The following is an 18,718-nucleotide window of genomic DNA, read 5'->3' as shown; positions in this document are numbered from 1 at the left end:
GCCCAGCTTTAAACAAAGCCATTCACGCTATAAACTTTTTAGTTTATAATTTATTCCAACATAATAACGAAGGGGGTAATGTGAAAGTAAGCGAGTTCAAACGGTGGCTTGAGTCGAAAGGTGTGGTGGTGACAAACGCCACCAACCACTGGAAACTAACCTATAAAGGGCAAGTCTCCTTTCTACCGAGACACCCCAGCCAGGAACTGAACGAAAAACTACGAAAAGCGATTCTAAGCCAGCTAGGTATTTAAACAAATGCTCCCTCCGTCAGGGGGGAGGAGTTACTTGCAAAGGCCGCCGGGCACCATAACCGGCATTTAGAGATACGACTTAAAAACACCAGGATATAATGACCATGCTTAAATTTCCGGCACATTTTGAACCCGACGAGAAAGGGATTTATTTTGTAAGCTTCCGGGATATTCCCGAAGCCGTCACCCAAGGGCTTACCCTGGAAGAGGCGCGTGGAATGGCTTTGGATGTACTCATCTCGGCGATGGATTTCTATATCGAGGACAGCCGCCGCGTTCCCGAACCCAGCCCGGCGGAAGCGGGTGAGGAATGGGTCGAACTACCGCTTTCCATGAGCGCCAAGGTAATGTTGCTTAACGAAATGATCGAAAAGCAAATCCGTCCAGCCGATTTGGCAAGGGCGATTGGCGTCAAGCCTCAGGAAATGACCCGGATCATGGATTTGCACCACGCCACCAAGATCGACACCTTGGCTAAGGCTTTTTCCGCCGTGGGCAAGCGGCTGGAACTGCATGTGGCTTGATCCGCCGCCAGCCGCAAGGACGCGGCCACGCTTTACGCCTCCTCCACCGACCGAACCACCGCCTCCCTGAACGCCTCCTCCGCCAAGGGCCGCAGCCGATCCGCCACGCCCTGGGCGATGTTGAGGCCGGGCCGGGCCGGGATGATCCACTTCGGAACGCCCTCCCGCATCACGCGGAACGTCAGGTACTTCGAGGACTTTTGCTTGCCGCTGCTGGTGTTCATGCGGACCATGCCGGCGTAGATGTCCGTGGCATGATGCGGCTTGAGTTTTCCGGCCAATCCGGCGGGCAGGCGGTCGCCCCACACATATTTCCGGGTCGCCACGCGCACCGCTTCGCCCTTGGTTTGGTTGTGGCCGCGCCGCGTTTGGGTGGATAACGCCCCCGTGCCGGAATTGCGCCAGCCGACGCCCGTGATAAGCGACTTCCCAAAACCCTTCTTCCCCACGATTTTGTAGATGTCCTGGGGCATCGGGCGGGCCAGGGCGTCGTTACCCGGCGTGTTGTGGCGGAACGGGATGATGAGGTAGCGCCGCCCGTCCTTGGTCCGGCGGACCTTGAGCGACGAATCCAGCATCCGCTTGAGGTCGTAGGCCGGGCGTCCGGTTTCGATTGCCTCGGCCAGTTTGAGGTCGCTGAACACCTCGTAGGAGAATGGCCCGAGTTGGCGGGTTTGGATGGAGGCGGCATACTGCTTCTTATGGTCGATCCAGACGCCGTGGGCTCGCAGAACATCCTCTTTCCAGTCCAGTTCAGCTTGCTCGGCAAATTTACGGACGGCTAGGGCCAGGCGCGGCAGCACGCTTTCGTCGATGACGCAGGGGATGGCTTCGATTAGGGCGGACAGGTCCACCCGGATAGCGTAGGTTGGCATCGCGTCACCGCCCGAACAAATCGAAAGCCCGCAGCACGACCTTCCTCGGCAAATCCCGCCCCCCATGATGCGCCCGGTCCTGCGGCAGCGGTCCCCAGCAGAAATATTCCGGCCTGCGCCGCCCGGTGATGCTGTAGACCATGCCCGCCGGGGGTTCGCCGCCGGACAGCCACGTCAGCACGCCATCGTCGCCCACATCCGGGATACCGCCCTCGACCACTTCCCCGTCCACCAGCCAGAACACCCGTTCGATGCTGACATTCGGGTAGCGCAGCACATCGTCCCGCCCCCGGATGAACTTGTCCGAGAACGGCGCGGACGAATCCAGCATCGCCACCCGGTCGAACTGGCCCATGTCATAGATCGGCGAATCGGACGGCAGGGTCAGCACCACGTCGCCCGGTTCGTAGAGGTCCATCTTGGCCCACCGGAGTTGGAGTTGTTGGCCGGAGATGCCCGCCACGCCCTCGACCGGATCATCCCAGGCATGCCCCTTGCCGCCGCACAGCGGACAGGTCGGCAGGGCCGCGCCGCTATTGGGATTCAGGCAGGGGCAGGCGTAGGATTTCTGCCAGCCGAAGTTCTGGCCCAAATGGGCGAGGAAAGCGTTGAATTGGAGTGGATTGAGGAGCATGGCCTAAGCTGGATGGGCAGCCCCCTGGTCGGCAACGCTCTTTTCCTTCAGGCCCGCCGCCACGGCTCCGCAAATGAGCGCCCCCGTCTGCAATCCAGGAATCGCCGCGCACGCGGCGGCCAGCCCGGCCCAAGTGCTGGGTTCTTTCAGGCGTTCCCAAAGGAAAGCGACCGCGTTCTGTAAGAATGAAGTAGCGCTTTTCATGGTCGATCTCCGTTCGTTGAACAAAAAATCATAGCCCCAAGGCCCGCATGGTCTGCGGCCCGGCGATACCATCCGCCACCAGCCCGTGCGATGCCTGGAACCCCCGCAACGCCGACTCGGTGGCGGGGCCGAAAACCCCATCCGCGCCGACCCGCACGCCCCGTGCCGCCAGCGCCTTTTGCAGGGCCAGCACCTCCGGGCCGGAATCCCCGCGCCGCAACGCCGGGGACGGATCCAGCCCGAGCGCCGCCCGCGCCCGCTTGCGCCGTTCCCGGCGGTCCGCCGCGCCGTTCGTGCCGCCGTTGATCCGGCGCGTGATCTGATCGAACTCGCCCAGGTCGGACAGCTCGTTCAACCCCTTGGAGCGCCAGAACCACGCGGCGGACAGGGCCGCGAACTCGGGTTCCTCCAGGCGCTCGGGATTCGCCAACAGGTCGATCCCCAGCGCCGATCCGGCGGCGGCGTAATTGGCCCGGCCCGTGATCTGGATCAGGCCGCGTCCCTTGAAGCGCTTGCCGTCGCCGGGCCGGGTGTTGCCCAAGTCCTTGCGCCCCTCGTAGTCCGCGCCGCTGGCGATCTCCTCCACGTGGGCCAGCGAGCCGGACTCGTGCCCGACCTGGGCCAGGAAGTCGGCTTGCCGGGCGGGCGTGTCGATGCCATAGCGGGCCATGGCCTGGACGAGGGGGCCGAGCCAGCGCCGGGCGGCCGATAGGCGGCAACCGCAGGCGGCGGCGAGTTGTTCGGGAGAGATATTCATGGAATGCGACCTTCGGGAAGCGGCGATTGATGCAACACACCCAGCCCCTCATCATTCCCGAAGCGCTTGATGAGCGGGGTTTCCATGGGTTTCGCCGCCTTTTTGTTTTGCGGCTTGCCCGGTGGGTGGCATCCTGGCTTGCCGCAGGATGGGGTTCGGAGGTCCGGGGTACACCAGCACATCACAAAACACCCACTCGGACGCCCCACAGGGCATCCTTCAAAGTCGAGATTTTCTTGTCGATCATGTCCGAATACTTCGAAGTATCCACCGAGGCCGATTGCGACAGGCCATCCGCCGAGATCGAAGCCGATTGCGCCGGGAAGGCTCCCTCAATCAGCCTTAGCACCGCCATCTTCTTCACGGTGTCCACCACGTCCGGCCAGAGGCCGTGCGCGTCTGTGAGGCCCGCCGTGTAGCGGACCTCGATCATCATGGGCACGGTCTTCCGCCCGGTCAGGGCTTGCAGCACGAAGGCGTTCATGGGGCCGTAGGACGCCAGCCCCGTGGGAATCAGGTGGATCAAGCCGTACTTGAGTTCCGGCCTGATCCACTCGGCAGGCACCTCGAACACCGCCGTTCCGGGGCCGGGATAGACGAAACGGATCGAGGTGATGGAGCCCCGGACGATGGGCCGCTGTTTGGTTTCGACGCAGCCGAAGAACGTGTTGGAGAAGGTTTCCGCCTCGTACTCGCTCGGGGCCTCCAAGGCGTACTTGGTCCCGGCGTTTTCCAAGGCGTCGATTTCCGGCGGCGGCGCCTGCGAGGGCACCATGACCGTGGGCTCCAGAAACACGCGCAGACGGCGCTGCGCGTCGGCCTCGGCGGCCAGCAGCGCGGCCCACGCTTCATCTTCGGAGGGCAACACGCCCGAAAAGGCCGGGTGCGTCTTGAACACCGACATCGCCAGGAGGCTGGCCACGTCGTCGGGGTTGGTGAAGATGCTCATGGCCCGGTGGGATCGGCGATCAACGCTCGTTCAATGCCGCCAAATCCGCCGAAGCCAGCACGGCGACGAAAGCCGTCATGCCGATGGCGTTGTAATAGGTCACGGTCAGGCTGGCGGTGTCCAGCGCCGTGGTGCCGCCCACGAAATTGGAGCCGGTGGCGTTGTCGATGACCACGAAGCCCACCAGCGCCTTGTTGTCGGGATTGGCGGGCAACGCGGCCAACGCCAGATCGTGGGTGGTCTTGTCGGCGGTCTTGGCGGACACCGACAGCGTGCCGGACTCGTCGATATAGAACGCCCAGGCCGCGCTCTTGGCGGTCGCCAGCGTACCGGCCAGGGCGGGCATGTCGCCCGCGGTCTTGCGGATCGGCACGCCCGCGACAATGGCGGAAATGGTGCCGGTGTACTTGACCACGGCGGAACTGGATGTCTTGATCGCCAGCCCGGCGGATGCCAGGGAAGCCGTGTTCATGCGCGTGCGGAGCGCGGCCACATCGGCCCGGAGCGCATTGAACTGGGTGATGATGTCGTTGAGCAGGGTACCGAGTTGCACGTCGCGGGCGGCGAGTATGGCGCGGTTCAATTGCTGGATGAGGAGCGGAATCCGCTTGGTGGTGCTTCCCATGCTGGCTTACCTTACTTGGATTTGGCGGGTTTCTGGGGCGACGGGGCGGCCACGGGCTCGGGGGCCGATCCACCCGCCGGGGCCACCCGCGAATAGCCTGGGATGGCCAGGAAATTGGCGACCACGTCCTCCGGCAGATCGTCGGCGCTGACCATGCCGCCACCCGGATGGGGGACAAATGGGAATCCGTTGATGTTGCCCGAGGCGTTCGGGCGGGTACAAAGCACGTAGGGCATCGCGCGATCCTTCCGGTGGTTAAAGAGGGGGCGGGGGCAAGCCCCGCCCGCAAGGTCCGACGGTGGCCAGAACCGGTTACTCGTCCGTGTGCGGGCGCCAAGCCGCGTTGGCCGGGAGTATGTTCTTGATATACCCGTGCCGCTTCGGATTGGTGATCCGCAGATAGCCGAACAAGAATTGGAACCAGGAATAGACCGGCATCAGCCCGATACCGAACGGCAGCGGAATCTTGATCATCGGCTGGAATTGCCGCCAACCGATGGCATCGGAGGCCCGCTCCAAGTCCACGATGGGCGCGGAGAAGGTGCCGGGAATATTGCGGTTCAGGTCCACATAGGTCGTGGTGGAACCCGCCTTCGGAACCACGGCGACGAGGCGCATGTCGCCGGTGGTGTTGGCCGCATCCTGGCGGGACCGGAAAACGCGGTAGCCGGTTTCGGTCCCGGCGCTGCTGGCCGTGATGGTCAGCGTGCATTTCTGCCCGGCGGAGATGGCGGTTTGCGTGGTCTTCACCACCGGGCTATACCCCTGGCCCTGCGCGTCGATGGCCTCGACCGCGTAGTAATAATTACCGGCGCGGCCAGCGGTGAACTGCGAGGACGCATCGGATGCACAGGCGGCGGCCACGCCTTGCGGGGTGATCGTGGACAACGCGCTCGCGAAGGCCGAATACGTCACCTCGAACGGCTTGATCATCGGCATGTTCGCGTCATGCAGGAACGTGTCGATGTGGGTTTTCAACACGCCATGGGTCAAGCGGATGCCCGGCACATGGCCGCCGATCATCGGCTGGTTCTGGTTGTCCGGGTTCCAGCGGTAGGAGGGGTCCAACCCACTGTTGAGGTCGCCCTGGACACTGGACGGCAGGTACACGTCGGTGGGCGTACCCCAGGAGCCATAGCCGATGATGGCCGAGTTGATGGCGTTGAACGCCTCCACATCGGTCAGGCTGGTGCCCTGCATGTCGTAGATATGCTCGCCGGAGATGTAGCCGCTGGCGATGCTATCGTCGATCTGTTTGAAGATGCCGTCGAACTGCACCGGACAGGCGGCGGAATGACCGTAGAACAGGGCGTATTCCAAGTCCTGCAAGATGGACAGGGCGCCGTTGTTTTCCTCGACCGACATGGCGTCGGCGATGTTGTTCGTGATGTTGGTCACGAACCCGACCTGGCGGAGCTGCATGATGAACTTCACCATGCCGACCTCGCGCTGGTAGTCGCCGGTCGCCGAGCGGACCGTACCCATTTGCGCGTTGAAACTACCACCGGGGAACCCGCCCACCGAATTCATGCGGGTATATTCGTCCACGATGTTGGTGGCGTTGGTGGCCATCAAATCCTTGAAGAACACGATATGTTTCTGGTCGAACACCGTGGACTTCATGATGCGGTCGAGCGATTGGATACCCAAGGCCGCGCCGCCGGTCAACTGCGCCACATCCGATTGCGCCGAGGTGGAGTCCAGCGCCTTGAACAGGTCGCCGAAATCGGACAGCGAACCGGAAGCCGATCCGTGCCCTCCCATACCGCCGAGCGAACCGGCGGCCAAGCCCTGTAATTGGGCGATGATGGTGGGATTCATAAGTGTCGTTCCTCTCTGTGGGATCGGTTCTGGTTAAAGCTGGGTGGCCACGACCTTGCGGAGCAATTTGGCGTCGGGCTGGATGCCATTGCGGACGCAGACATCCAGTTGGCGATATTCCGTGGTGCCCAGCTTGCCCGCCTCGAACAGCGCGTCGGCCTTCGCCAACAGGGTATCGACGGTCCATCCGCCATCGTCGCCCAGGCTCTTGGCGAGCGGGTCCAGGGACTCGCGCCCATGCACGGCCACGGCGGACTTGCGCCCCTTGCCCTGGCCCGACAGGTCGGCGACCTTCGCCCGGAGGGACGCCATCTCCACGCCCTGGCTCTTCAGGAGGTCGGTCTGCGCCTGGAGCAGGGCCGCGACCTGGCCGAAGCCTTTCTGCATTTCGTCGGCGATGCCCGCCTGCCGGTCCTGCAAGGACTTGACGAGCGCGGTGGCGTCGAAGCCGCGGACCTTTTCGCCGTCCACCTCGAACTCGAAGGACTTGCCCATGTAGCCGTCGTCCTCGCCGCCATCGCCGTAGCTGCCGTCCTCGTCGCCATCCAGTTCCTCGTGGCCTTCTTCGGCGGCTTTCTTGATCTTGCCGTCGCCGTCGCCGCGCTGGGACTTGAGCAGGTCCAGTTCTTCCATCATCGCGTTGAAATCGAAGTTCATTGCCGTTTCTCTCTTGCTGTCTTCCAGTCGTGCATGAAGCGCTCAACGAACTCGGAAGCCAGGTCGTCGTCGAGGCCGTACTTGTGGGCCGCATGGCGCACCATATCGGCGTGGGTCTTGAATCTGCGGTGGTCCTCGCCGAGGTCGCCCGCGAAGGCGTCCCGGAAGTCCCAATAGCCGCGCGCCTTCCGGTCCAAGGACTGCCGCCCAAGGGCCGCGCCGCCGGTCAGGCTGGCTGTATTCGTGGTTGCGCCCGTGGAATCCAGGGCCTTCGATAGGTCGTAGCCCAGGCCCGGCACCCAGCTTTTCGCCAGGGTGTCGAAGGGCACCGTGGACACCATGGGGACATCCTGGTTGACGGGGTTCTTGGAGAACCCGATATTGGTCCAGCGCACTTTCCCGATCATCGCCTTCTTCATGCCGGTTTCCGGGTCCACCGCGATGGATTTTTCCAGTACCGCGCCACCGACCGAGGGCTTCCAGCGGGCCGGGGGATTGATATCGGTCAGGCTGGACCAGAAATAATTGGCGCGTTCCGCCGCCGGCCCCTGGCCGGAATAAATCTCGCCCTTGACGAAGGTTTTCACACCATGGAACGAAACCTCGCGGGGCTGGCCGATCTCGAACAGCATGTAATCGGGGATACCGGCTTTAGCGCCGATCAAGGTGTAGTGGTCGATATCGAGGTTGCCGAACCGGGAATACCAGTCCGATGAATCGCGCAAGGCTTTTTGCAAGACCACTTCGCCTTGCTGATCCATGGCTTCGTTGCTGGCCTCGATATAGATGAAGCGCTTCCCGCCTTCGGTCGCGAGTTCGGCCTTGAGCATCAGGTCGATGCTCAGGAAGTCGGGGCAGGCGGATAGGAGTTGTTGAGCGGTTGGCATGAGCCCATGGTGGCGTCACGACCGGGCGGCGGCACTACATCGCGAGGATGCGGCCACGCTCGAAGACCAGGGCTTGGTACTCGTCGGCGGCTTCGGGGTCGGTCAGGGCGATGGGACGCAGGACATCCAAGCGCTGGTTGATGGCGGCGAGGCGGTCCCGTCCGGCGCGGTCGATCTTCGCCAGGCTGGCGGAGGCGTGGGCGCGGTGTCGGGCGTTTTGGGCGAGGGCTTGGCGGAGGGCGTCGGGGGTCATGGCCGGAAGCTATGGCGGTTGGTTTCCGGGTAAGGTGATGTCACGACCTGGGGGGTGGGGAACTATCGGGATGGGACTTACCCGCCCTGCTCCGCCTGTCTCCGCCTGAGAAAATAACCCAGACCGCTATCATCCAGCCCCTCCATCGGCGAAGTCATCAACTCCCGCAAACCATACTTGGTCTTGAGCCGTTCCCGCGCTGCCCGTTCCGCTGGATGGTTCGCAACGAGGTCGATCAACTCCACATCGTTCCTTTGGCCCACCCGGTCGATCCGACCCGACCTCTGCGCGTGGGTCCGGGCCGTGTCGGGCACGTCGCTATGCACGAGCCATTGTCCCCGCTGCAAGTTGATCCCTGCCGCCGCCGCGTCCGAAGCCACCATAATATCGGCCTTCGCCTCCCCGGCCTCCGGTTGGAACGCCAGCCGCTTGGCGTCCTTGTCCTTGCCGGAATCCACCCCGGTCAGCGTCACCACGCGATGCCCTTCCCGCTTGAGCCGGTCGGCGATGGCGTTCACGGCGTCCAGGCTGTGCGCGAACACCACGCCCGGCTTGCCCTTGCGCTCCTTCGCCAGTTGGGCGATGCGCCCGACCTTCGCCCCCTGGGGATGCGCGTCGATGATCCGCCGCGTGGCCGCCGCCTTCACCATGCCCAGCCCGGCCTGTAGTTGCTTGGCAAGCGCCTCGTGCCGCTCCTCCGGCACGCCATGGAACGAGGTCGGCGACAGCCGCCTGAGCGCGTCCACGTCCACCTTGCCTTCCATGCGGGCGATCCTGGCCCGCGCCGCCAGCTTCGACACCTCCTTGAGCGCGGCGTGCTGGTCCGGGGTCAACTCGACTGGCTCCTCGCGCTTATCGGCCTTCACGCCGGATTCCACGCTGGCCGGGAACCAGTAGCGGGCCATTTCGCGCCTCAAGCCCTCCTGCGCGGCTTCCGTGTTCGGGCCGTAGCGGCGCAGGAACGCGGCGCGGTCGTTGTAGCGCTCGGGGTCCATCTTCGCCAACACGTCGAACGACTCCGACACGTCGTTCTTCACCGGGTCCGCCGAGGCCGACACGTAATAGGGCGTATGGGCCGACACCGAGTCCACCACGTTCGCCAGGGTGGAATTCTCTTTCCCGCGCCGGTTGAGGAGGTTGTCGCCCTCGTCCACGTTCAGGTAATCGAAATCGATCCCTTCCTTGTCCATCACGCCCTTGGCCCAGGCCCGCCGCTCCGCCGGTTTCATCGCGCCCAAGCGCTCGGACATGGCCTTTTCGTCGATGCCGGCGTGTTTCGCGCCCAGGTGGATCATGTCGTCGCGGAATCCCGCGTGGGTCATCACCGCGAAGTGCCTGGACGGGTCTTTGTAGGCCGCGATGCGTTCGGCCTGGCTGGCACCGGGTTCGATGTGCCAATTGAACTTGCCGGGTTCGAGGTAGCGCAGGGCTTCCCCGGAAAACTGCGACTGCACCGCCGACGGCACCAAGAATAGGCCGCGCTTGGCCTTGCCCTGGCCGTGCAGGTGGGTGAAGGCACCCAGGCCCACGAGCGTCTTGCCGGTGCCCACCCCGGCGGCCAGCACCGTCCGCTCGTTCGCGACGATGTGCTTGATGGCCCGTTGCCGCACGAAATCCTTGTTCTTCCCACCTTCCGCATCGCGGCTCCCCATCACGGGCCGCCAAATCTTGGTGGGCTTCCCTGGCCGAAAATTCGGCCCCACAATCGACATCATCCGGGCGATTTGCGATTCGGCGGCATGGCCGAGGGTATGGCGCTCATCGGCCCCGAGTGGTTTCGCCTTCATCGCGGGCGAAGTATCGCCGAACAGGTCGTCCTCCCCGCCGAACAGGCCGATTTGCGCCTGTCCGAACGCCTCCTGCCGTTCCCGCGCCGCATCCAGCTTGTCGGCCACCGACCCCGCCGCGTATTTGCCGCCCTCGCGGTTCCGCAGGGAATCCACCAGGGCGCGTTCCTTCGCCAGCCGTTCGTCGCGGGCCTTGGGGTCCACGGCGTCCAGGTGGTTCAGGTTGCCGCGGATCACCTCCCGACCCAGTTTGAGCGGCGCGTCGGGGCGCAGGCGGTTGTGTTCCTCGGCGAACTTCTGCGCGACGTTCGACCGGATCAAATCCTGGATCGAGGCGTAGGCGTGGGTGTGGCCGCGCATCATCTTGGCGTACTTGTCCCAAGTCAACGAAGCGGCGTTGACCTTTTCGGCGAGTTGGTCCCGGTGCGCTTTCCATTCCCGCCAATCGGGGTTCTCGGAAACCTCCCCGAACATATCCTCGACTTCCTTCTCGGGTTCCTCGCCCTGGACTCGCTCCAACCGGTGCCGCAGGTCCGCCGCGTCCACGTCCTCCTTGGCGATGTTGGCATGGAAGAATTCCCGTAGCGCCCGCTGATCTTGGTTCGTCAGTTCCCCGATGGACTTGTAGGCGGCCACGCCTTCGGGGTGCGCGGCCAATGCCCGATGCAGTGCATCCACCGCCTTCTGGTCCACCTCGAACCGTTGCCGGTGCAGTGGGGCCAGGGTGCCGCCATGGCGCGACGCCGTGAACTCGTCGGCCATCTTTTCGAGTTCCGGCTTGAGTGCTTCCACGGGCCGGAGTTTGCCGGTCTTCGGGTCTTTGAGCGGCATCACCGCATCCAGCGCCGCCATGTAGTCGCGGTAACGGTCGGCCCCGGCCTTGTCGATCATCGGTTGCGATTGCAGGTCCGCCAGGATGTCCGCCGGGCTGTCGCCATCCGCGATCCGCCCGCCGATATAGTCGCGCATGGACCGCGCAAGGTCCGGGCCGGGCCGGAAGGGTTCCGCCAGGGTGGGCGCGATGCCCGGTTTCAAATCCGGCATCCCGAGGTCGGGCCGGTTCGCCACGCCCATCGGGAGCCAGTCGTCCTCGTCGTGCTTGCCCTCGATGATGTCCAGGTTCCGGCGCACGCGGGTCAACTCGTCGCGGGCCATGGGCTTCGCCAGCCGGTCCAGCCCCGCCGGCGTCACCGTCAACACCGTGTTGGTGCCGATCCGGTCGAGGCTGTAGTCGCCGGGCTTCAAGCCGATGGCGCGGACCTGCCGGATGGCGTCCTCGTCACCGATGCCGCCCAGGGGCACCTCGACTGGTTTATCGGTCCTGCCCTGCCGCAGCGCCATGACCAACGCGGCGTTGGCCTCCATCTCGCCCAGGGCGGTGCCGAGGATTTTGTCGGATTCCGCCAGGGCGGCCAGCTTGCGCCGCATAACTTCCTTCCCGGCGGCGAGGTCGTGGCCGTCGTGGGCCTCGTCCAGCGCCATTTCCGCCGCCCGCTTTTGTAGTTCCTTGGCTTGGTCCAGCACGGCCTGGGAGGTCTCCATGTAATGGTTTACGTGCCAATCCTCAAAGCCTTGTTGTAGTTGTTCGATTTCCGCCTTGGACATATCGGCGTGCAGCCGCCGGGCCAGGACTTGCGCCGCGCCCGCGATGCCCAGCACATCCACCACGGAGCGGTCCACCAGCGCATCGCCCCCGGCGGCCAAGGCCAGGGAATTGATCGAGTTGAACGCGCCGACACCGATATGCCGCCGGAGTTGTTGTTCGTCCTTGTCGGCGACTTCCGCCAAGAATGAACGGGTGGCGGCGGTGCGCAGGTTGTTTTCCAAGTCTTCGGCGACCTTGGTATCCAGGTCGGGATCATCGGCGGACACTTCAAGGTTGTACGCCTTGATGCGGTCGGATTTATCAATGTCCTTGTTGGCGTCGACCGCGGCTTTTTCCGTGAGTTTGAGCGCCTTCTGCGCCTTCATCAGCTTCACGGCGGTCTTGGCGTCCACCAGTTTCTTCAAGGGCGCCGTGGCGGGTTCCTCGCGGAGGGTTTCCAACGCCTGGGCGATCTTCCCGGCGGTCCCCTTGGGTTTGGCGGTACCCCCACCTTCACCGGCGGCGGTTTTCTTACCACCACCCTCCCCTTCCGCCTTCCTGGGCTTCCCGGCTTCCCGTTCGGCCTTGACCTGGGCGGCCTCGGTCTTTACGGCTTCGTCGGTCGCCCCCATGGTCTCGGCGCGGGCCTTGAAATCGGTGGAATAACCCAGTCCCCCCGCGCCCTCGGGCTTCACCGGGTCGATGTCGGCGACGGATAGTTTGTCGGGGTCCTCGGTGGTCAGCGGCACACCGCCCAGACCGGCCTCGGCGCGGGCCTCCTGATCCGATACCAGCCGGTCGCGTTGCAGGTTCACGGCTTCGTGGGCGCGCTTGAGCATTTCCCGGTGATGCTGTTCGCGGGCCTGCTTCTGCGCGGCCTCGGGTAGGTCGGCATGGTCGGCTTCGTTGAACTCGTGGTCCTTCCAGCCCATGGCCTGGGCCACGGTATTGATGAACTCGCCCTGCTTCTGTCGCTTGCGGTCCAGGACACCGGCCTTGGCCGCTTTCTTGGCCTCGGCCATGCCGCTTTCCTGGTCGCGTTTGCGCTGTTGCTTGGCGACGAGTTGCTTTTCCTTCAGGCGTTCGCGGGCGTGCTGCTTGTAATCGGATTGGGGCTTCAGGCCGCGCAAGCGCAGGTGGTTGAGCTTGCCGCCCGCGCCGCCGATGACGTGGTACACGCCGGAGCCGGGTTTGTGTTCCTGGACCAGGACCGGGACGCCCTTTTCTTCGTGGCCGTTGGGATGGACCGTGATCCAGCGGCTTCCGGCAGGGGCCGCCCCGTGGCTCTTGGCCAGGGCGTCATCGAAGCGGTAATGCCCGGGCGGGATGGGATAGCGGTTGCCGGAGGGGAAGACCAGGATGATAGAAGGCATGGCGCGGGCAGTCCGTGGGAAACCGCCCGCATTTTCAAGTCACGACCGGGGACGCGATGCTCAACCCACCATTTCCGAGGCGGCGCCGATGATGGCGTAGGGGTCGAGACCGAGGGCGCCAGCCGCCGCCGCGACAAAAGGATCGGTGCTGAGGAACACCGAAGCGGTCGCCCAGCCATCCTGGGTGTCTTGGTCCGCCGACGCCATATAGGCATCCACCGCGTTCCTCAACCCACTCTGGTTGAGATACCGGCGCAACTGCCAAGACGAGCAGGCCGCGATAGGGATCGGCGCGGCCACCGGTGGCAATTCATCCCCATGCAAGTAGCAATCCCAGGAATCATCGGCCTCCACGTGGACGGCCAGGACCGGCTTGAGGGCGTCGCGGGCTTGGAGGGTCTTGACGTTTTGCATGGCGACTAGGGTCCGGGATGGTGGATGATCGTCAATTCCTTGGTGGTGAGGGTTTCCCCCGCCGACCCGGCGTTCTTGTTGAAGGTGATACTGAGGTAGCTATTGTTCGCGGCGATGTCCGGGATCGTGGTATCGGTCGCGCCGACGGCGGACGTGCCGCCGCTGAACGAAGTGGTCGAGCCGATGGTCGTGACCCGGATCGACGTGGCCGAAACGATCTTGAGGCGTGGATTCTCGGCGGTGTGGGTATTGGTGGACCCATACCCCAACGAGAACACGCTGCTATCGACGCCTATATCCCCGGTGCCGCCGAACCGGATATTCCGGGCGAACGCATCGGCGGTCCCCGATTTCAGCGTGCGGATGACCAACGCCAGCACATCGCCCACCCGCAACAGACCCGCCGGGAACATGGCCTGGGCCACCAGCGTGGCCCCGGCGTAGGTGCCGACGAAATCGGTCGTGGTGTTGTAGACCTCCGTGGGGCCGACCAATCGCCAAGCGGAGCCATCGGAGAACCACAGTGAGCCGTGGCCCACGCCGTAATCGGTGACGCGGATCATCCGGCCCGCGTAGGACTGGGCCGATGGCCGGGCGGCCCACGCGAAGGCGGGTAGCGCCGCCATCCTGGAAGCCCACCCGTTCATGCCAGCACCTCGTAGGTGTCGGTGGCGGACCCGGTGACGCGGGTGAAGCGCAGCGCCGCCAGCCGCCCCAGGAAGACATCGGTGGCGATGACGGAGACGGTGCCGGGGGGCCACGCCTGCCAGTTCGCGGCACCGGGGTGGGTGGCCGCGCCCGGCGTGGTCGAATATTCGGCCTTGCTGGTGTTGCCCGCGCCGGGAATCACCGTGACTGTGACCGGGCCGGGCGAGCCGGACACATCGACCACGGCGGGCATGGAGGCAGACGTGCCCGAAACGGCAATACTGCCGCCGCCCATCAGCGCCACCGGCAACGGATTATCAGCCGACACGTCGGCCATGCCGTCCACGCCCTCGAATTGGCAGAGGGCCCGTAGGTGCATCACACCGGCCACGAACTTGGCGGCGAACTTGAGCCCCCCGGTCAGCGGAGCGTTATCCCGTGGCGAGTCGGACATTGGAAGGGTCTCCCGTGCGAAATTGGAGCCAGCGTAATGTCACGACCCGCTAGGCGGCTTTCAGCAGCCCAAACGCCTTCGCCAGCGTCCCGGCCTTCCGCAGCGCCACCACCAAGCCATCCAGCGCCATGTTGATACGGTCGCGTTCCTCGCCTTCGGGGAAGGGTTTTTGATCCAATAGACGGTAGTAGCGGTTGTCGGCCATCGAAGACAAGTAATCGTTGCGCCGCCCTTGCCCCGCCAACCGGTCTTCGCACCACGCTTGGAACGCCCTGGCCGCCATTTCGCGGGGCTTGCTCCAATATTTGCCGTGGTCGTCGCTGTCGAGTTTGGAGGCCTCGAAGGCGAACGCGGACAGGGTCGGCCCGGACTCGACCAGGGCTTCCCCTCCGGCGGGCTTGGCGTCGTAATAGGCGGCGGCCATCTTGCGCCAGTCCTTGCGGTTCTTCTCGGACATCTTGTCCGTGCGTCCGGCGAAATGGGCATCCACCGCCCGCACGGCGGCATGGATATCGCCCGCGGCCTTGATGATCCCGGCCACGCCCCGCGTGATGGATCGGTCGATGTTGTAGCGTGCCGTCTTCACGTCCTTGTCGGTGTACCTGATCTTCTCGCCCAGCCGGTGGGGGCCGTCCAGCATGGCGCGGCGGAATGCGATCATGGCATCGCGCAACTCCCCCTCTGGCAGTAGCGCGGGGTCTTCGCTGGCATATACGTCCTTGCTGCTGGCTTGCCCGGTTTCAACTTCACCGATGAGGTTGTCGATGGCATGGAAAAGCTCATGCCCCAGCGAGCCGCCGCCCCCCAGCTTCGTGAGGTTGATGGTGCGGTGGACAGGCTCATAATGCGCCCTGGCCGCCATGCCGCCAGCCGCGCCGCGCCCACGCGCCCCGAAGGCCAGGGCCACGCGACCATTCATCGCGATCTGGCCGGGTTCCACGTCCAACAGGTCGGCCAAGTCGGACAATGCCTCCGCCGATTTCTGGACGTGGAATGCCGCCGCAGCCGGGTCGGACAGCACCCAGTTGCCGGACTGCACGTCACGCAGGCCGAACATCGCCTTGAGCGCCGCCGTGGAAGCCACCTTGACCGGCTGGCCGCCCTTGCGCTCGAAGGTTTCGGCGACTTGCAATTGAAACCGGACTTGGCCCTTCGTGGCTTTGGGCGCATCGACCGTCTTGCGCTCCTTTTCGGCCCAGGACCAATCCTCGATCTTGCCGATTTTGGCTGCGGCCAGGTGTTCGCGGAAAGCGTCCGACCCCTCGCGCCGCCGGTAGTTGAGGATGCCCAGGAATCGCGGCCCCATGAGTTTCCAAGCGCGATGGACCGGGTTCTCCTCTTGGTTGCGGGCCTTGGCCTTTTCGACGATGGAGCGCATCACACCGTAGGCTTGGCCCACGGCCTGCGCCATCGGGCTGTCGGTGCGGCCCTTCGCCACCTCGGGGTGCCGGGCATCCCACTCTTCCAGGTCGGCCCGCGCTTGCTCGGCAGCGGCCTTGAGTTGGCGGATTTGCCCCTCCAAGGCCGGGTCGGCCTTCCATCCCTTATCCAATCGGCGTTGTTGCTTATACCCCAGGGCGCTGGCCTCGTGGCCGGGGTTGATCATGGCCTGCACCAGCGCATCGCGCTCTTTGGAAAGCGCCCATCGCCGGTCGGCGATCCCCCGGTAAATCCCCTGCGCCTTCTGGTAGTCCGCCGCTTCCTGGGCATTCAGGATCGCACCCTCGTATTCGTCGCGCAGGGTGTTGAGGGCATCCGTCACCTCGTCGGGGGTTTTGCAGGCTTCAAGGCGGGTACGGAGGCTTTCCAGGCCGACGGCATAATCCCGCCGGGCCTGGGCGCTGTCTTCGGGGGGTTCGGGCGCAAGGCTGGCATAAACGCGGTCCACAAGGAACCCGGCCCCCGGTTCCATGCCACCCGCCTTGAGCGCATCCCAATCGACGGCGCCGAACAGGTTGCTCTTGGTGATGAGTTCCTTGGCCTCGCGGGGGTTTTGTTCGATCTCCTGCCAATCAATATCGGTGGCGCGGAGTTGCCGTCCCTCGCGACCCGCCTGCCGGATCATCTGGGCGGCCAGTTCTTTGCGGCTGCCGCCGATGTAGCCGGTATCGCGGAAACGATAGTTGGGCGAATTGGGATCGTCGTCGGAAAAGTCGCCGCCGGTTTCCAAGGTGTTCTTGGGCTTCTGGGGGGTGGCGCGGGCCTTGCGCCGGACCTCCTTCAGGCCGAGTTCGGCCAACACCTCATCGCGCGACAGGTTGAGGGAGGTTGCCAGCCCATCGACCAGGGCGACCGCGCGGCTTTTGACGCCGCCTGCATCCAACCCGCCGGACTTGCCGATTTCGTGCTTGATGGCTTCGGCCACCTTGGCCTTGCCGCCCATCTCCTCGATCTTGGTCCGCAACTTTTCCAGTTGGCCGGCCTTGAAGCCGTCCGCCACCTTCCGCGCCAACTCCGCCGCCCGTTCGCTGTCGGGGTTGGTCAGGAGTTCGTCGGCAAGGTCTTGCTTGGCCTCGGCGTGGGCCACTGGGTCATGCGCTGGTTCAGTGCTTTCCGGTTCTGCGCCCGCGCCACCCTCCGATGGAACGCCAGAGACCTCGTCCGCAGTTCCGCCCGCACCAGCCGATGCACCTTGTTCTTCATCACCCTGGGTAGGTCCAGTATTTTCATCCGTAGATTCCTCATTGATTCGATGCCACCGGCTATCGCGCAGGACGTAGCGATGGCCGTTTTCTTCCTTCGTGTCGCCTTCGCTTGGGCCAACCTCGCCCCGGCTGGGCGCATCGTGCGGGCTGACCTCCCCCGCCACCTCCTCGCCGGTCAGCGCCGTCCCACCCTTCGCCGGTGCCTCATGCTTCGCCCCCAACGCCAAAAACTCCCGCACCATCGCCACCGGCTTGCGGGCCACCTCGGCCATGCTCTCGTGGAGCTTGTCGCGCTGCGGCTCGGGCAGGCCCGCCAGGATCGACAGCAGCCGCCGATAGCCGCCGTGCTTGTGGACGAACTGGCCCAGCCGCCCCAGTTTGTGGGCCTCGGTCCTGGGCTCGGCGTGGCCGAATAGGTCGTGCTGTCCGCCTTGCGGATGCAGGCGCTTTTTCTGCAAGCGGATGTGCGGCGCGACGACCGCGCCGTCCTTGCGGGTGTGGGCGCGGACCTGGGTGGGCATGTCGAAGAGGCCGAGTTGTTCGGCCTTCAGGAGGTCGGCGGGCGTGAACAGCAGGTAGAGCATGGGCGTGGCGCGGCTGGATAGATGGCCGGGATTTTGAAGTCACGACCGGGGCCGGCGCATCATGCGGCGGGAACCTACCACTGGCTGGTGATTATTCGTCCAAATAGTCGCCAGGGCGCGGTTGGGCTGGTGACTATTCCTGGAAGTGGTCCCTATGGCTTGACCAGTCCGCTGTATCGACTAGGATTCAAAGACACATCGAACATAGGAAGGCTCGCCGTGAAAACATATCCCGCTTTTATAATCGCGTCTTTGCTAGCCCCGGCTTATTCGTATGGCTATACAGGCGAATCCCACGCAAATCCATTGCTCGGCTTGGTCATTTTTATAGTTTTGGTTATTCTGGCGCTATTGGTCACCCTTGCAAAAGGCGGCAAATCGCCGGATACGGAAACCACCCAAGAAAGGGGATCATCTACAATCAAAATCAACACTCAACTAAGGCCGCTAAACGCCAATGATGTGGTGCTTGTTGGCGTGGACATTCCATTTTGGGACATGGTTTTCCTGATGGTGAAGTGGGCGATTGCCACGATCCCGGCCTTCTTCATTCTCTCAATGCTTGGTTATTTCGTGTTTTACACGCTACTCAGCGTAGGGAATAGGGCTTTGAACTGAATGGCTTCATCCGGGCAGTGGAGGTTCCAGTGTCGGCGATCTCGCCTGTCCTGGAGGTCAGGAACGGGGCTTCGGCCCTGGATTCGTGACGGTGGTTGTGTTTTGGGTGCGCCATACGATGGACGACAGTTGTTGGGATTGTTGAACGGGTGTAGGATGTCCAGCACCCA

At 64.1% G+C, this 18,718-nt stretch carries 18 protein-coding genes; 2 read left to right on the top strand and 16 right to left on the bottom strand.

The genetic code is table 11. The features are described 5' to 3' along the window. Nucleotides 1-358 precede the first annotated feature (358 nt). Nucleotides 359-778: a type II toxin-antitoxin system HicB family antitoxin gene (locus tag B9N93_RS03325; RefSeq protein ID WP_085216154.1), complete on the top strand. Its 420-nt coding sequence runs from the start codon at nt 359-361 to the stop codon at nt 776-778. Nucleotides 779-810: 32 nt separating this feature from the next. Here the strand turns inward: B9N93_RS03325 and B9N93_RS03320 are convergent, their stop codons facing one another. The 16 genes from B9N93_RS03320 to B9N93_RS03245 form a co-directional block, all read right to left on the bottom strand. Next, complete coding sequence (locus tag B9N93_RS03320; protein ID WP_085210868.1) at nt 811-1,653, bottom strand: hypothetical protein; 843 nt, start codon at nt 1,651-1,653, stop codon at nt 811-813. Between the two features lie 4 nt (nt 1,654-1,657). Further along, nucleotides 1,658-2,287, bottom strand: a complete 630-nt coding sequence (locus tag B9N93_RS03315; RefSeq protein ID WP_085210866.1) for a hypothetical protein — start codon at nt 2,285-2,287, stop codon at nt 1,658-1,660. Nucleotides 2,288-2,290: 3 nt separating this feature from the next. Next, complete coding sequence (locus B9N93_RS03310; protein WP_085210864.1) at nt 2,291-2,491, bottom strand: hypothetical protein; 201 nt, start codon at nt 2,489-2,491, stop codon at nt 2,291-2,293. 28 nt (nt 2,492-2,519) lie between these two features. Continuing rightward, nucleotides 2,520-3,248: a peptidoglycan-binding protein gene (locus tag B9N93_RS03305; RefSeq protein ID WP_085210862.1), complete on the bottom strand. Its 729-nt coding sequence runs from the start codon at nt 3,246-3,248 to the stop codon at nt 2,520-2,522. A gap of 181 nt (nt 3,249-3,429) precedes the next feature. Beyond that, nucleotides 3,430-4,197 carry a hypothetical protein gene (locus B9N93_RS03300; protein ID WP_085210860.1) on the bottom strand — a complete coding sequence of 256 codons (768 nt, stop codon included), beginning with the start codon at nt 4,195-4,197 and terminating at the stop codon, nt 3,430-3,432. 19 nt (nt 4,198-4,216) lie between these two features. After that, a complete protein-coding gene (locus B9N93_RS03295; RefSeq protein WP_085210858.1) occupies nt 4,217-4,822 on the bottom strand; it encodes a hypothetical protein in 606 nt (201 codons plus the stop codon). An 11-nt stretch (nt 4,823-4,833) separates the two neighbouring features. Then, nucleotides 4,834-5,058, bottom strand: coding sequence for a hypothetical protein (locus B9N93_RS03290; protein ID WP_085210856.1), 225 nt, complete (start codon nt 5,056-5,058; stop codon nt 4,834-4,836). A gap of 76 nt (nt 5,059-5,134) precedes the next feature. Further along, on the bottom strand, nt 5,135-6,643 hold the full coding sequence (locus tag B9N93_RS03285; protein ID WP_085210854.1) for a hypothetical protein: 1,509 nt from the start codon (nt 6,641-6,643) through the stop codon (nt 5,135-5,137). 33 nt (nt 6,644-6,676) lie between these two features. Continuing rightward, entirely contained in the window at nt 6,677-7,300 is a 624-nt protein-coding gene (locus B9N93_RS03280) for a hypothetical protein (protein ID WP_085210852.1), read from the bottom strand. Beyond that, complete coding sequence (locus tag B9N93_RS03275) at nt 7,297-8,187, bottom strand: hypothetical protein (RefSeq protein WP_085210850.1); 891 nt, start codon at nt 8,185-8,187, stop codon at nt 7,297-7,299. The genes B9N93_RS03280 and B9N93_RS03275 overlap by 4 nt, the downstream gene beginning before the upstream one ends. Nucleotides 8,188-8,221: 34 nt before the next feature. Beyond that, entirely contained in the window at nt 8,222-8,440 is a 219-nt protein-coding gene (locus B9N93_RS03270) for a hypothetical protein (protein ID WP_085210848.1), read from the bottom strand. Between the two features lie 77 nt (nt 8,441-8,517). Beyond that, entirely contained in the window at nt 8,518-13,185 is a 4,668-nt protein-coding gene (locus tag B9N93_RS03265; RefSeq protein WP_085210846.1) for a helicase-related protein, read from the bottom strand. Nucleotides 13,186-13,245: 60 nt separating this feature from the next. Continuing rightward, nucleotides 13,246-13,599, bottom strand: a complete 354-nt coding sequence (locus B9N93_RS03260) for a hypothetical protein (RefSeq protein ID WP_085210844.1) — start codon at nt 13,597-13,599, stop codon at nt 13,246-13,248. A gap of 5 nt (nt 13,600-13,604) precedes the next feature. Then, entirely contained in the window at nt 13,605-14,246 is a 642-nt protein-coding gene (locus B9N93_RS03255; RefSeq protein ID WP_125468814.1) for a hypothetical protein, read from the bottom strand. Beyond that, nucleotides 14,243-14,701 carry a hypothetical protein gene (locus B9N93_RS03250; protein WP_085210840.1) on the bottom strand — a complete coding sequence of 153 codons (459 nt, stop codon included), beginning with the start codon at nt 14,699-14,701 and terminating at the stop codon, nt 14,243-14,245. Before B9N93_RS03250 ends, B9N93_RS03255 begins: the two co-directional genes overlap by 4 nt. 49 nt (nt 14,702-14,750) lie before the next feature. Next, complete coding sequence (locus B9N93_RS03245; protein ID WP_085210838.1) at nt 14,751-17,930, bottom strand: LPD1 domain-containing protein; 3,180 nt, start codon at nt 17,928-17,930, stop codon at nt 14,751-14,753. A 21-nt stretch (nt 17,931-17,951) separates the two neighbouring features. Between B9N93_RS03245 and B9N93_RS26180 the strand changes: the two genes are divergently transcribed. Then, nucleotides 17,952-18,548, top strand: a complete 597-nt coding sequence (locus B9N93_RS26180; protein WP_125468813.1) for a hypothetical protein — start codon at nt 17,952-17,954, stop codon at nt 18,546-18,548. The last annotated feature ends 170 nt before the right edge of the window (nt 18,549-18,718 follow it).

The organism is Methylomagnum ishizawai, from assembly GCF_900155475.1.
Classification (GTDB): domain Bacteria; phylum Pseudomonadota; class Gammaproteobacteria; order Methylococcales; family Methylococcaceae; genus Methylomagnum; species Methylomagnum ishizawai_A.
This window is presented reverse-complemented; position numbering and strand designations above follow the sequence as displayed.